This window comes from Streptomyces sp. GMY02, assembly GCF_019056675.1.
Classification (GTDB): Bacteria; Actinomycetota; Actinomycetes; order Streptomycetales; family Streptomycetaceae; genus Streptomyces; species Streptomyces odonnellii.
Genome location: NZ_CP077658.1, coordinates 1,352,469 through 1,366,800 on the forward strand (window position 1 = coordinate 1,352,469; position 14,332 = coordinate 1,366,800).

At 67.9% G+C, this 14,332-nt stretch carries 12 protein-coding genes; 11 read left to right on the forward strand and 1 reads right to left on the reverse strand.

Annotated elements, in window-relative coordinates; translation table 11 throughout:
* Positions 1-3 precede the first annotated feature (3 nt).
* On the forward strand, positions 4-1,218 hold the full coding sequence (locus KQY30_RS05590; protein WP_217305845.1) for a CaiB/BaiF CoA-transferase family protein: 1,215 nt from the start codon (positions 4-6) through the stop codon (positions 1,216-1,218).
* 74 nt (positions 1,219-1,292) lie between these two features.
* A complete protein-coding gene (locus KQY30_RS05595) occupies positions 1,293-2,816 on the forward strand; it encodes an AMP-binding protein (RefSeq protein ID WP_217305846.1) in 1,524 nt (507 codons plus the stop codon).
* 126 nt (positions 2,817-2,942) lie between these two features.
* Here KQY30_RS05595 and KQY30_RS05600 read toward each other — a convergent pair whose 3' ends face one another.
* On the reverse strand, positions 2,943-3,953 hold the full coding sequence (locus tag KQY30_RS05600; RefSeq protein ID WP_217305847.1) for a cation diffusion facilitator family transporter: 1,011 nt from the start codon (positions 3,951-3,953) through the stop codon (positions 2,943-2,945).
* A 560-nt stretch (positions 3,954-4,513) separates the two neighbouring features.
* Between KQY30_RS05600 and KQY30_RS05605 the strand changes: the two genes are divergently transcribed.
* From KQY30_RS05605 to KQY30_RS05645, 9 genes are all read left to right on the forward strand, one after another.
* A complete protein-coding gene (locus KQY30_RS05605; RefSeq protein WP_217305848.1) occupies positions 4,514-7,186 on the forward strand; it encodes a M14 family zinc carboxypeptidase in 2,673 nt (890 codons plus the stop codon).
* Positions 7,187-7,258: 72 nt separating this feature from the next.
* Positions 7,259-8,548, forward strand: a complete 1,290-nt coding sequence (locus tag KQY30_RS05610) for a threonine synthase (RefSeq protein ID WP_217305849.1) — start codon at positions 7,259-7,261, stop codon at positions 8,546-8,548.
* Between the two features lie 59 nt (positions 8,549-8,607).
* Positions 8,608-9,333 carry an amino acid ABC transporter ATP-binding protein gene (locus KQY30_RS05615; RefSeq protein WP_217310754.1) on the forward strand — a complete coding sequence of 242 codons (726 nt, stop codon included), beginning with the start codon at positions 8,608-8,610 and terminating at the stop codon, positions 9,331-9,333.
* 31 nt (positions 9,334-9,364) lie between these two features.
* On the forward strand, positions 9,365-10,273 hold the full coding sequence (locus KQY30_RS05620) for a transporter substrate-binding domain-containing protein (protein ID WP_217305850.1): 909 nt from the start codon (positions 9,365-9,367) through the stop codon (positions 10,271-10,273).
* Between the two features lie 2 nt (positions 10,274-10,275).
* Entirely contained in the window at positions 10,276-10,956 is a 681-nt protein-coding gene (locus KQY30_RS05625) for an amino acid ABC transporter permease (protein WP_217305851.1), read from the forward strand.
* Positions 10,956-11,612: an amino acid ABC transporter permease gene (locus KQY30_RS05630; RefSeq protein ID WP_217305852.1), complete on the forward strand. Its 657-nt coding sequence runs from the start codon at positions 10,956-10,958 to the stop codon at positions 11,610-11,612. Before KQY30_RS05625 ends, KQY30_RS05630 begins: the two co-directional genes overlap by 1 nt.
* Before the next feature lie 84 nt (positions 11,613-11,696).
* Positions 11,697-12,368, forward strand: a complete 672-nt coding sequence (locus KQY30_RS05635; protein ID WP_217305853.1) for a GntR family transcriptional regulator — start codon at positions 11,697-11,699, stop codon at positions 12,366-12,368.
* Between the two features lie 59 nt (positions 12,369-12,427).
* Positions 12,428-13,210 carry a hypothetical protein gene (locus KQY30_RS05640; protein WP_217305854.1) on the forward strand — a complete coding sequence of 261 codons (783 nt, stop codon included), beginning with the start codon at positions 12,428-12,430 and terminating at the stop codon, positions 13,208-13,210.
* Positions 13,211-13,307: 97 nt separating this feature from the next.
* On the forward strand, positions 13,308-14,282 hold the full coding sequence (locus KQY30_RS05645) for a zinc-binding alcohol dehydrogenase family protein (protein WP_217305855.1): 975 nt from the start codon (positions 13,308-13,310) through the stop codon (positions 14,280-14,282).
* Positions 14,283-14,332: the final 50 nt, after the last annotated feature.

Genomic DNA, 14,332 nt, shown 5'->3' on the forward strand with positions numbered 1-14,332 from the left:
TTAATGACGGCAACCGCACGCACAGCGAAAGACCGGGCCCAGACAGACGCACGAGGCGCCGGGCACCTCGATCCCGACAAGCCGTATCCGCTCGCGGGGATCACCGTGCTCGACTTCACCCATGTGCTGGCCGGGCCGACCTGTTCGCGCATGCTCGCGGACGGCGGGGCCCGGGTCATCAAGGTCGAACGGCCGGGCGTGGGAGACGACACCCGTAAAATGGGGCCGTTCCTCAAGGACGGCAGCAGCGAGTACTACCGCTTCGCGAACGTCGGCAAACAGTCGATCGCCATCGACCTCAAGAACGCCGAGGACAAGGCGCTCATCAGGCGGATGCTCGGCAAGACGGACGTGGTCGTGGAGAATTTCCGGCCCGGTGTGATGGCCAAACTGGGTATGGACCCCGACGAACTGGTCAAGGAATTCCCGCGTCTTGTGGTGTGCTCGATCTCCGGCTTCGGCCAGTACGGGCCCATGCACGACCAGGCCGCGTACGACACGATCATCCAGGCCCTGTCCGGGATCATGGACGCGACCGGTACCCCGGACGGCGGACCCACCCGTGTCGGCACATCCCTCTCGGACATCACCGCGGGCATCTACGGCTACTGCGGCATCATCACCGCACTGCTCGCCCGGGAAACCACCGGCAAGGGGAGCACCGTCGACATCTCCATGCTCGACTCGACTTTCGCCCTCCTCGAACACGGTCTGATGGACGCGCTCGGCCCGAGAGTACGGCCCCACCGGCTCGGGAACCGGCACCCCTTCATGTATCCCTTCGACACCTTCGCCTGCCGGGACCAGCCACTCGCCATCACCGTCGGGAACGATCACCTGTTCGGAATCCTGGCCGATGTGCTCGGCAAACGGCAACTGGCGACCGACAACCGCTTCGACACGAACGCGAAGAGATCCGACAACTGGGCTCCGCTCAAACAGGAGATGGAAGCCGTCCTCACGACCGACACGGCCGCCGCATGGCGCACGAAACTCGAACAGGCCGGAATCCCCGTGGGCGTGGTCCTCAACGTCGACGACACCCGTAAACTCCCCCAGATCAAGGCCCGCGCCATGGTGAAAAACGTCGGAGGCTACGACGTACCCGGCAGCCCCATGAAATACGGACGGTACAACTCCCTCGGAACGCTGTCGCCATCACCCGCCCTCGACGAACACGGCGACGCCATCCGCGCGGAATTCCAAGAGCAGAAGTAAAGCGATCGATGCCACCCACGGGCGAGAGCTCTTCTACGGGCCATACAGCCGCCGGTCGCCCGTGGCTCTTCGCGATGCTTACCGCCGCCGCGGCCTCACACGGCGCGCGCACCGCCATTCATGGGGCGGCCGGAGACAACGGCGTCACGTACACCGAACTGAAGGAGGCATCAGCCGACTTCGCGAGGCGAGCGCAGAGAGCAGGTGTCCGGCCGGGCGACATCGTTGGATTGGTGTCCGACAATCGCCTTGAGTTTGTCCTTTCCCTGTTCGGATTGTCGTCGCTCGGGGCCGTCGTAGCCCCGATCGATCCTCGGCTGGACCCGGAGGAGGTACGCACACGCCTCCAGGCCGTAGGTGCTCGGGCGGTGCTCACCACGATGCCGCCCGAGAAGGACATCTGGTCCGTACCCGCGTTGCAGGTGCGGGCACATCGTGACTCCCACGGCCCCGCCCTCACCCTCACCACGGATCCGCACAGTTCTCCGGCGGATCGCGGCCAGGAAAGTCTGGCTCTGCCTCCGGGGTGCGAACTGATCCTGTTCACCGCGGGGTCGACCGGCCGGCCCAAGGCGGTGCCTCTTACCGGCACCAACCTCGGCTCGTCGGTCCGAGGAGTCATCTCCAGCCTTCGACTCGGGCCATCGGACGCGACTTTGCTCGCCATGCCGCTGTTCCACGGACACGGCCTGATGGGAGGTCTCCTGGCCACCTTCGCATCGGGAGGACGCGTCGCACTGCCTTCCTCGGGGCGTTTCAGCGCCCACTCCTTCTGGCCGGAGATGACAGCCCTCGGAGCCACCTGGTACACGGCGGTCCCCTCGATCCATCAGATCCTCCTGCTGCGCGCGTCGTCGGAGTATCCGGGGCCGGGTGAAGCACCGTTGCGATTCATCCGGAGTTGCAGCGCTCCCCTGTCCGCGACCACCGCTCAAAAACTCACATCGACCTTTCAGGCGCCGGTGATTCGCGCCTACGGGATGACCGAAACGGCTCACCAGACCGCGTCCGCGCAATGGAACAACCTGGCCAACGCCGACGAGCGATACGTCGGCGTGCCGACCGGTGTCGAGATCGGTATCAGCGCCCCGGACGGTTCATCCGTCCCGATCGGCGAAGAGGGAGAAATCGTCGTTCGGGGAGCGTCGGTCATGCCGGGGTATCTCGGCGACGAGCCGGCCGACACGGTTTTCGCCGGCGGGCGGTTCCGTACCGGAGACCTGGGCCGCCTTGACGCCGACGGTTCGCTCTATCTCACCGGACGGATCAAGGAACAGATCAATCGGGGCGGTGAGAAGATCTCTCCGGAATCCGTCGAATCCGTTCTCGCACAGCACCCTCAGGTGGTCGAAGCTGTGGCATTCGGAATTCCCGATCCGCTGTACGGCGAGCGCGTCGCGGCCGCGGTCACGCTGACGGATGGATCGACTGCCACTCCGGACGCGCTGAGGGAGTTCTGCGGAAAGCACGGCAGCGCCATCCTGGTTCCCGACCGGATCATGATCGTGCCGAGGATGCCGTTGACGGCGAAGGGAACCGCCGACCGCCCCGCTCTCGCACGCAGAGCGACAAACGACGAGGGACCGGCACCGCGGTGAGCGGGGGTCATCGCCGCTGCCTGATCCACACCTCGGCATCTCCTTCGGCGGCCCGGCGCTTCCCGGCGCCGGGCCGCCGAAGGACTTCGCCGTGCCGCACAGTGTGAGTGTCAGTGTGCGTGTGGGTCAGTGTGCGTGTGGTTCGTCGCGGTGGACGGGGCCGTGCGGGTCTTCGCAGTGTTCCTCGTGTTCCCCGTGTGCCGCGCCCGCGGGGACAAGGGTGCGGGTCTCCTCAGGTGCGTGGTCGACCTGGAGCGTGGTGTGGCTGATCCTGTGTTCCTGGGCGACGAGGCGTTCCAGGTCGCGGCGCACCGCGTGGCAGTCGGTGTCGGGGGCCACCAGGACATGGGCGGACAGCGCGGGCTGTCCTGAGGTGATGGTCCATACGTGCAGGTCATGGACTTCGACGACGCACGGGCGTGCGACGAGCTGGTCGCCTATGGCGTCGGGGTCGAGGTCGGCCGGGGCGGCTTCGAGGAAGATGCGTCCGGATTCGCGGACCAGACCGTACCCCGCCTTGACCATCAGCGCGACGACGACGAGCGTGGCGATGCCGTCGGCGCGCGCGAAGCCCGTGGTCACCACGATCAGACCGGCGACGGCGGTGCCGATGAAGGCGAACAGGTCGTTGAGGATGTGCTGATAGGCACCTTCGACATTCAGCGAGGTGCGGTTCGCCCTGGAAATGCACCACGCCGCGAGGATGTTCACCGCGATACCGGCCAGGGCCGTCACCAGCACCAGGCCGCCCTCGACCCGGGGCGGGTCGATCAGGCGGTGAACGGCTTCGTATGCGAGCCAGGCGGCGAGCAGCAGCAGGGTGAGTCCGTTGGCCTGGGCGGAGAGGATCTCGGCGCGCTTGAGACCGTACGTGAAGCCGCCGCGCGCGGGACGGGCCGAGAGCCGCATCGCGATGAGCGCCAGCACGATCGAGACGGCGTCGGTGAGCATGTGCGCGGCGTCGGAGATCAGCGCGAGCGATCCGGCGATGACGCCGATGACGACCTCGATCGCCATGAACGAGGTGATGAGGACGAGGGCGATCGACAGCCACCGCCTGTCGGCGTCGGCGACGACTCCATGGGTGTGTCCGGCGTGGCCTTCCGGTCCATGGTCGTGCTTCTGATGTCCGCTCATGGTGACCTCCCCGCTTGCGGTATGCGACCCAGGCAGTGAAGCGCACTCCGGAGCGATCCGGCAAAGGCTGCATCGGTGACCGTTGTCAACACCAATAACGCTGCCCTGACCTGCGGTTATTCAGCAGGCTGTCCGCGCTGCCGCCGCTATGGGTGCGGGCTGAAAACTGACGGACCGTCAGCGAGCCCTCGTCGACCGTTGGTTGCTCAGCCCGGTACATACCGCGCGCCGCCCTCGCCCCAGCCAGGCGCGGCGCAACACGCTTTTAATATTAAATCCAAGATTGAACCGTTGTCCTCACTCGGTGTCGGCTGGCACATTGCGTTGCGCACAGGTTTTCACTGCCCGGGGTCGGGGTGCTCGCGGATCACGCGGGTCTGCCCGACAGCAGCGCGCGGCACCCAGGCATCGCGACAACCTCGTGGCGCAGCGCCGCGCCACGTACCCGTACGGCGTTGTACGGCACCCTCGCACTCCGCTGACCAGCGAACTCGACCCACTCTGACTCCGCGACAGATATCGGCCCGGCCCAGTCGGACCGTGAAAGGCGATGTCGGTAGATGACCAGCAGTGAAGGCTCAAGACTCTCCCGTCGAACGCTCCTCAGGACCACCGCGGCGGCCGGCGCCGGGGCGGCCGCGACAGTGATCCACCCGGGCGCCGCCTCAGCGGCACCCGCGACCCCCCTGACCGCCCATGACCAGCCGTCCGCCGGGCAGAAGAAGGGGCGCATCCCGACCCCGGCGGAGTACTTCGGAACTCCGATCGGAACCGAAGGCTTCCTGGCTCAATGGCACAAGATGGTCCCGTACTTCGAGCTGATCGGTGCTCGCAGTGACCGGGTGAAGTACGAAGAGATCGGCAAGACCACCCAGGGACATCCGTACGTCCTGCTGACCATCAGCTCTCCGAAGAACCTGGCCGATCTCGACAAGCTGGTCGCCACCAACGCCAGACTGGCCGACCCCCGAGGGCTGTCCGAGGCCGAGGCGAAGAAGCTCGCCACCAAGAGCAAGCCGTTCTACTACGTGCAGGCCGGCATCCACTCGACCGAGGTCGGCAACTCCCAGGCCGCCATCGAATGGGCCCACCGGCTGGCGACCGAGCAGTCCGACTACATCGAGGAGATCCTCGACAACCTGGTCATCCTGCTCCAGCCGTGCCAGAACCCGGACGGCCTCGTCCTCGTCAACGACTACTTCGCCGCCACCGCCGGCACCAGCTACTCGCGCACGTACCCCGACCTGTACCAGAAGTACACCGGCCACGACGACAACCGTGACTGGATCATGCTCACCCAGGTCGAGAGCAAGTACAACGTCTCGATCCTGAACAAGTACCGGCCGCACGTCTTCCAGGACTCCCACGGCGCCGGCGCCAACGCCCCCCGGCTGTTCACGCCGCCGTACCTGTCGCCGTACGACCCCAACATCGACACCATCCTGGTGCAGGGGACGAACACGGTGGGCCTGGCAATGCAGCGGGGCATGACCGTCGCCGGTATGAAGGGCAACGGCTGGGGCTCGACGTACGACTACTGGTCCCCGTCCCGGCAGTACTGCGTCTACCACGGCTCGGCGCGCATCCTGACCGAGGCGGCTGCGGCATCCAACCTCGCCTACCCCAACGTGGGTACGAAGCCGCTCGGCCAGCAGACCACCGACATCAACTTCATCGAGCCGTACGACTCCAACACCTGGACGCTGCGCGACATCATCGACTGGGTCTCGCAGGCCTTCTACTCGGGCCTGGAGGCTGTCGCCTACGACACCTACAACTGGCTCTACAACTCCTACCGCGTCGGGGTCAAGGCGGTCACCCGGACCAGCCCGTACGCGTATGTCATCCCGGCCGGGCAGCGCGACCCGCAGGCCGTCCGCGACGCCCTGGAGATCTTCCACCTCGGTGCGGTGGAGATCCATGAGGCACGGGCCGCGTTCACCGCCGGCGGCAAGCAGTACCCCGCCGGGTCGTACATCATCCATCTGCGACAGCCGTACGCCGGGTTCGTCAAGACACTGCTGGAGGTGCAGAACTACCCGCAGTTGCTCCAGTACCCCGGTGGCCCGCCGCAGCGGCCGTACGACACCACCGCGCAGACCCTGCCGATGCTGCTCGGCTTCGAGGCCGACCTGATCGAGGCGCCCTTCTCGGCCGACGCCAGGCTGCTGAACTCGGTCAAGCCCTCGGCGGTCGCCACGCCGTCCACACCACCGCGCGGCGGGGCGTACGCGATCGGACCTGAGTCCTACGGGGTGTTCCGGATCGTCGCCGCGCTCCAGCAGGCGGACATCCCCACCTTCCGTGCCGCCGCCCGGTTCACCGACGGCGGCCGCACCTACCCCGCCGGGACCTTCCTCGTTCCGCCGTCGCCGACGGCCCGGGAGCTTCTGCGCACCCAGTCGAAGAACACCGGCATTCCGGTGTCCGCCGTCGGCGCGGTGCCGGCCGTGGCCGGTGTCCAGCTCAAGCCGGGCACGAGGATCGGCCTCCTCAAGCCCCCGGACAACATGCCGTCCGGCTGGCTGATGTGGACGTTCGACCAGTACGGGGTGGACTACTCGGTCGTGGAGGCGGGCGACTACGCCGACCTGGCCGGCACGTACGACGCCATCATCATGCCGGACGGGGTCAGCAGGAACTCCATAGTCAACGGCCTGAGCGCGACGAGGTACCCGCCCGAGTGGGCCTGGGCGTTCGGTGTCGGCACGACCGGCTGGAACCAGCTCCACGACTTCGTGACCGGTGGCGGCACGCTGGTCGCCTACGGCAGCGGGACCGCCACCGCACAGTCGCTGTTCAGCCTGCCCATCACGTCCACCCTGCCCGGCGGCTCCAACTCGGACTTCTACTGCCCGGGTTCGCTGCTCAGCCAGGAGTTCGACACGGACAACCCGGCGGCCTGGGGCGTACCGGCGGACAACCCCGTGTGGTTCGTGTCGAACGACGCGTACAGGCTGACCAGCACGAGCACGTACCCGGTGGAAGTGATCGCCAAGTACCCCGGCACCGATGAGCAGTTGAAGAGCGGCTGGCTGATCGGCGGCGAACACCTCAACGCGGCGGTCAACGGGCTGTCCTGGACGATCGGCAAGGGGTACGTCGTCACCTTCGGCAACGAGATCGGATTCCGCACCTGGAACCGGTCCGAGCAGCGGACGCTCTTCAACGCGGCGTACTACGGGCCGTCGACGAAGCTGACAGCCGACCAGTTCCAACGCCTCGGAAAGTAGATCGGGTGGTGGGGACGGGTCCTCCCGCCCCCACCACCGGCCAACCCCCGCCGCACAGAGAGGAAGAGCCGGTTGTATCCCGACGATGGGAGCTGGACCAGCGCGCTGACCCACCTGGAGTGTGGACGGTGCGCCGAGCGGTACGACGCGGACGTTCCACAGAACGTGTGCCGCTGTGGTTCGCCGCTGCTGGTCCGCTACGACCTCGACCAGGTCCGGACCTCGGTCCGGCCGCAGGACATCGCGTCGCGCGGCGCGGACCTGTGGCGGTACCGGGAGCTGCTGCCGGTACGGGATCCCGCGAACGTGATCACCCTCGGCGAGGGCTGGACGCCGATCGTGCCGCTGGCCGAGTACGGCCGGCGGATCGGCGTACCGGGCCTGCTGGCCAAGGACGAGGGAATGCTGCCGACCGGCAGTTTCAAGGCGCGGGGCGCGGCGGTCGGTGTTTCCCGGGCGCGTGAACTGGGCGTACGGCGCCTGACGCTGCCGACCAACGGCAATGCCGGCGCCGCCTGGGCCACCTATGCCGCACGGGCCGGCACGGACTGTCTGGTGGTGATGCCCGAGGACGCTCCGGAGGTGACCCGTAAGGAGTGTCTGGCGGCCGGCGCCCGGGTCTACCTGGTGGACGGGCTGATCGGCGACGCCGGCCGTATCGCGGGGCAGGCGGTACGGGACGGCTGGTTCAGCGCCGCGACGCTGCGCGAGCCCTACCGTATCGAGGGCAAGAAGACGATGGGCCTGGAGATCGCCGAACAGTTCGGCTGGCGGGTGCCGGATGTGGTGGTGTACCCGACCGGCGGCGGCGTGGGCCTGATCGGTATCCGCAAGGCGCTCGACGAACTGGCCGCGCTGGGCTGGATCACCGGGCGGCTGCCCCGGTTCGTGGCCGTGCAGTCCAGCGGCTGCGCGCCGATCGTACGGGCCTTCGAGTCGGGGGCCGAGACCGCTCAACCGTGGCCGGCGGACCAGGCACGCACTGTCGCGTTCGGTATCAACGTCGCCGGCGCGCTGGGCGACTTCCTCATCCTGTCCGCTCTGCGGGACAGCGGGGGCACGGCGATCGCCGTCGACGACCGGGACATCCTCGAAGAACAGATCGCCTGTGCGACGTCCGACGGTGTGCTGATGTGCCCGGAGGGGGCGGCGACGCTGGCGGCGGTACGCCGGCTGCGCGCCGACGGGTGGCTTGAGGGGGACGAGGAGGTCCTGGTGCTCAACACCGGCAGTGCGGTCAAGTACGCCGACACCCTGGCGGTCGGCCGGCCCCCGCGCCTGCGACGCGACGCGGACCTGCCGCCGGAGGCCTCCGCGGCCGGAACGACCGGCACGGCCCACGGCCATCGGACACCGCGATGACGGTGTCGCCGGGCGTGGACGGTCCGCCCGCCGAGTCGCCCGCCGACACACGGCCGGTGATGGTGGAGCTGCGCGGGGTGCACAAGTCCTACGGCAGTGTCGAGGTGCTCAAGGGCGTCGACCTGACGGTGGTCCGCGGTGAGGTGGTCGCCGTCATCGGCCCGTCCGGGGGCGGCAAGAGCACCTTGCTGCGCTGTGTCAACCTGCTGGAGCCGGTGACCTCCGGTCAGGTGCTGCTGGAGAACGAGGATCTGACGGGGCCCGGCGTCGATCTCAACAAGGTGCGCCGGCGCATCGGCATGGTGTTCCAGCAGTTCAACCTCTTCCCGCATCTGTCCGCCGTCGACAATCTCACCCTGGCGCCGCGCAAGCTGCTCCAGATGCCCAAGGACGAGGCGCGGGAGCGGGCCACCGCGCTGCTGGCCCGCGTGGGGCTGGCCGGCAAGGCCGACGCGTACCCGAGGCAACTGTCCGGTGGGCAGCAGCAACGGGTCGCCATCGCCCGCGCGTTGATGATGGACCCGCACGTGATGCTGTTCGACGAGGTGACCTCCGCACTGGACCCGGAGCTGGTCAGCGAGGTCCTCGATGTGATGCGTGACCTCGCCCGCTCCGGGATGACGATGCTCTGTGTCACCCATGAGATGGGCTTCGCCCGTGAACTCGGCGACCGCCTGGTGTTCATCGACGGTGGCGTGATCGCGGAGCAGGGCCGCCCGGCCGATGTGCTGGACCGGCCCCGGAACGACCGTACCCGCCAGTTCCTGCGCAAGGTTCTCAGATAGCCCGCCCCGGCGGGCAGAAGGTAGTTCAGTCGTGAGATCGAAATTCGGCACTGTCATAGGTGCGGCGATGGTCCTGGTCCTCGCCGCGGGCTGCTCCTCCTCGTCCGACGAGTCGTCCTCGTCCACCGCCGCCTCCGGTGACCCCGTGGACGTGGGGGCACCGCTGCCCGACGCGGTGAAAAGCAAGGGCAAGCTGACCGTCGGCGTCAAATGCGACTACCCGCCGTTCGGATACATCGACGAATCGTCGAAGAACGCGGGCTTCGAAATCGCCATCGCCCACCAGATGGCCTCCTACGCGTTCGGCGACCCCGACGCGCTGACCCTGACCTGTGTGACCGGATCCAACCGGGTGTCGTTCCTGACCTCCAAGCGCATCGACCTGATCGAAGCGACGATGAACTACACCCCGGAACGCGCCGAGACCATCGACTTCTCCACCCCCTACTTCGACAGCGGCGTGAAACTGCTGGTCCCGAAGGACTCCCCGATCACGTCGTTCGACCAGTTGGCCGGCAAGCCGGTCATCAGCATCTCCGGCGCCACCGCCAGCCTCTGGCTGACCCAGTGCATGAAAGACGTCAAGCAGGCACTGTTCACCGAGACCAGCCAGGCGCTGACCGCGCTGAACCAGAACCGCGGCGTCGCGTTCGCCCAGGACGACACCCTGCTGCTCGACCTGGCGGCGAAGAACCCGGACCTCAAGGTCGTCGGCGAGGCCAAGGCCGACAGCCCCTGGGGAATGGGCGTCCGCAAGGGCGACACAGAGATGCTCGCCTGGGTCAACGGCGCCCTCGCCCACATGCAGGAGACCGACTTCTTCTGGACCGAATTCCAGAAGTCCGTCACCGACCCCGCCGTGCAGAAGCAGTTCGCCAAGTACGTGCCCCGCCCGGGCAGCGAGCTGACCTACCCGTCCGGCTCCACCATGCAGTGCTGAGCATGTCCGACGCGTCCGGTTACCACTTCGACCCGGGCTTCATCGTCGAGCATGTCGGCGAGCTCGGCACCGGCCTGCTGCGAACGCTGGCGATCAGCGCCATCGGCATGGCCGGTGCCCTGGTCGTCGGCGTCCTGCTCGGCGCGATCAGCACGCTCCGCGTACCGGTCGCCCGGCAACTGATCACCGTCTACGTCGAGGTGTTCCGCAACACCCCGCTCCTGGTACAGATCTTCTTCCTGTACTTCGCGCTGCCCGAAGCCGGGCTGCGACTCGACGGCTTCACCGTCGGCTGGCTGTCACTGCTCCTGTGGGGCGGCGCCTACAACACGGAGAACTTCCGCGCCGGCTTCGAAGCCGTCGAAGGCGGCTACGTCGAAGCCTGCCGGGCCCTCGGCTTCCCCCGCCTGGCCGCCTTCCGGCACACCACCTTCCCCCTCGGCGCCCGCATCGCGCTGCCGTCGGTCACCAACATCCTCATCTCCGTCTTCAAGAACTCATCGTTCATGGTCGCGATCAGCTACCCGGAACTCACCGAAACCGCGGTCAACATCGTCGCCGTCACCTTCCGGACGTTCGAGATGTTCCTCACCATCGGCGTCGTCTACCTGGGACTGGTCTGGCTCATGTCACTGGGCGCCGGAGCCGTCGAGCGTCGCTTCGCGATACCAGGAGAACACTGATGCCCCCATGGGTCGGACCCGTAGCCGGCTACCTCGCCGACGGCCTGCGCGAAACCGCCCTGCTGGCCCTGGTCAGCATCGCCGCCAGCCTCTTGGCCGGAACCCTGATCGGCACCGTACTCACCCTGCCCAGCAGACCGGTCCGGGCGGTGGCCCGGGCCTATGTGGAAATCTGGCGGGGCCTGCCGATCATCATCATCCTGTACTTCATCTTCTTCGTCCTGCCCGTCATCGGCGTGCTGGTGGACACCTTTGTCGCCGCCGCCATCGGACTGTCCCTGTGGGGCAGCGCCAACATGGCCGAAGTCGTCCGCGGCGCCGTCCAGTCGATACCCCGGGGGCAGGCCGAGGCCGCCGCGGCGCTGGGCTTCTCGTGGACCGGACGCATGCGGCACGTCCTGCTGCCCCAGGCCGCCCGGCGAGCTCTTCCGCCGCTGATCGGACTCGTCGTCAACCTCACCCAACAGACCTCGCTGGCCGCCGTCATCGGACTGCTCGACATCCTCGAAGCGTCACAACGCTCCATCGAACGGCTCACCCTCTCCGGCGGCTCCTCCCACGCGGTACCGATCCTGGGCGCCGTACTCGCCGTCTTCTTCGTCATCTGCCTGCCGCTGACGATGCTGTCCCGCTGGTACGAGCGCAGACTTCACTGACGCGCCCGGCCGCGCCGTGGCCACTCCGGGGAAGTACCGTGCTCGGTACACTTCTTCACGGAGAAAAGGGGGGCTCCGGCGACCATGACCGTCCCACGCAACACACTGCTGAACGCCGCCTACGACCACTTGCGGGCCGCCATCCTCGAAGGCTCCCTCACCCCGGGCTCCCGCGTCACCGTCCGTCCTCTGACCGAACAGCTCGGCCTCAGCCCCACCCCCATCAAGGCCGCCCTCGCCGCGCTCGAACGCGAAGGCTTCCTCATCGCCGTCCCGCACCGCGGCTACTTCGTCCCCGAAGCCACCACGGACGACCTGCTGGAACTGTACGAGCTGCGGGAGGCCCTCGACGGAATCGCCGCGCGCCGAACAGCCGGGGCACCCGATCACGACCGGATCGCCGCCGAGCTGAGCCAGTTGCTGGAAAGGCAACGCGAGGCCATCGAGGCGGACAACCTGCACGCCTACGGGGAACTGGACCTCGCGTTCCACCGCCTCATCTGGGAGAGCTCAGGCAACCGACGGCTCATCCCCATCGCGGAGAACCTCATCGCCCAGGTACGCCTGGGCAACCGCCTCTCCGCACGGGCACCCGGCCGGCTGCCGGTCGCCATCGACGAGCACGAGGCCATCCTGGAGGCGATCCGCAAGGGCGACCCCCGCGCCGCGGAACGCCACATCCGCCGCCACGTCCGCGAAGCGGGCCAGGCACTGCAGCGCTACCTGAAGGTACGGAGCGCGGCGGAGCAGTCGTAGCGGAGCAGTCGTAAGGGAGTACCCGCTCCCCAGCGCTGAACCGCAGTGACTGAACCACGGTGAGGGAGTGGGCGACGGGGCGTGGTGGGCGCCGTGGGGGCTCGGGCCGGCGTACCCCGGTCACCGTCGACGAGGTGCTGGGCGCGCCGATGATCGCGTACCCCTTCACCCGGGACATGTGCTGCGTCGTCACCGACGGCGGCGGAGCGCTGGTGCTCACCAGCAGCGAGCGCGCGGCCGACCTGGCGGGCGGAGACCGGGCGGTGTATCTGCTGGGGTCCGGTGAGGCGGCCGAGTCGACCCTGGTCTCCCAGATGGACGAGGTGGGTTCGTTCTGCTCGTTCCGCCATTCCTCGGCCGAGGCCTTCGCCACGGCCGGTGTCGGGCACGCCGACATCGACCATCTGATGTGCTACGACGCCTTCGCCCACCTTCCGCTGTACATGCTGGAGGACCTGGGCTTCGTGGGCCGCGGCGAATCGGGGGCGTTCGTCGCGGAGGGCCGTACGGGGCCCGGCGGGGCGCTGCCGATGAACACCAACGGCGGCGGCCTGTCGTACACCCACACCGGGATGTACGGGATGTTCGCCATCCTGGAGGCCCGTACGGCAGCTCCGGGGCGAAGCCGTGGCCCAGGTCCCCGGCGTACGGACCAGCTTCGTGCAGGGGGTCGGTCTGTTCTTCGCCGCGGCGGCCAGTCTGGTCCTGAGCAACGAACGGCCCTGAACCCGTGTCGGCGGCCAGTGACACACTCGGGGGCATGCAGAGCCAAGCGGCCGCGGGATACAAGCTCGATGACTGAGCGTTCCGATCCAGTGCCCGTTCCGTCCTGTCCGGGATGAATGTTTGGACACGCCTTTCACGGTCTGTGACAGTGAAAGAGAAGCCGGACACACGTATCCCGGACACTCGTATCCACCGCGGAAGGGCAGTGTCATCATGCGCGCTCTGCGATTCGACCGCTTCGGTGATCCCCACGTCCTGCACCTCGTCGACCTGCCCGATCCCGTGGCACAACGCGGTGACGCGGTCATCGCGGTCAAGGCCGCCTCGGTGAACCCCTCGGACCTGAAGAACATCACCGGCCAGATACCGGGAGCGCCTCTTCCCCGAATCCCCGGGCGCGACTTTTCCGGCGTTGTCCTGGACGGGCCGCGGGACTGGATCGGTGCGGAGGTCTGGGGAACCGGCGGCGACCTCGGCATCACACGCGACGGTTCACACGCGGAGCTGCTTGTCGTCCCCGCGGCGGCGCTGGTGCGCAAACCCGAGCGGCTGAGCTTCGAGGAGGCTTCGACCGTGGGGGTCAATTTCGTCGTCGGCTGGCTCGGAACGGTCGAAGCCGCGCGGCTCGCCACGGGCGAGAACATCGCCGTGTTCGGTGTTTCGGGCGGTGTGGGCGGCGCTGTCGCCCAGATCGCCCGTGCCCTGGGCGGCCGTGTGATCGGTGTGGACCGGAGGCGGCCCGCCGACGGCACGCCGGCCGCGGCGGTCATCGAGGAGTTCGTGACGCTCGACGGCGGCGCGCGGGACATCGGGGCGCGGGTCAGAGGGTGCACCGCCGGAAAGGGCGCGGATGTCGTCTACGACGCGGTCGGCGGCGTCACCACCCAGGCGGCCCTGGCCTCGCTCGCGCACGGCGGCCGGCTCGTGGTGATCAGCGCTGTCGGCACGCGGACCGTGGAGATCGACCTTGTCGACCTCTACCACAACGAAACACGCATCCTGGGCTGCAACAGCCTCTGCCTCGACGCCGCGCAATCCGGCGCGCGGCTCGAATCGATCACACCGTACTTCGAGTCCGGACAGTTCCGCCCCCTCCCCATCACGGACCGCTATCCGCTGGACAACGGCACGGACGCGTATCTCGCGGTGGAGAAGGGGATACGTGGCCGAATCGTCATCTGCCCCTGAACCGCCGCCGGCGATGCGGGCCAACACCGCACAATCGCACACTGCACAAT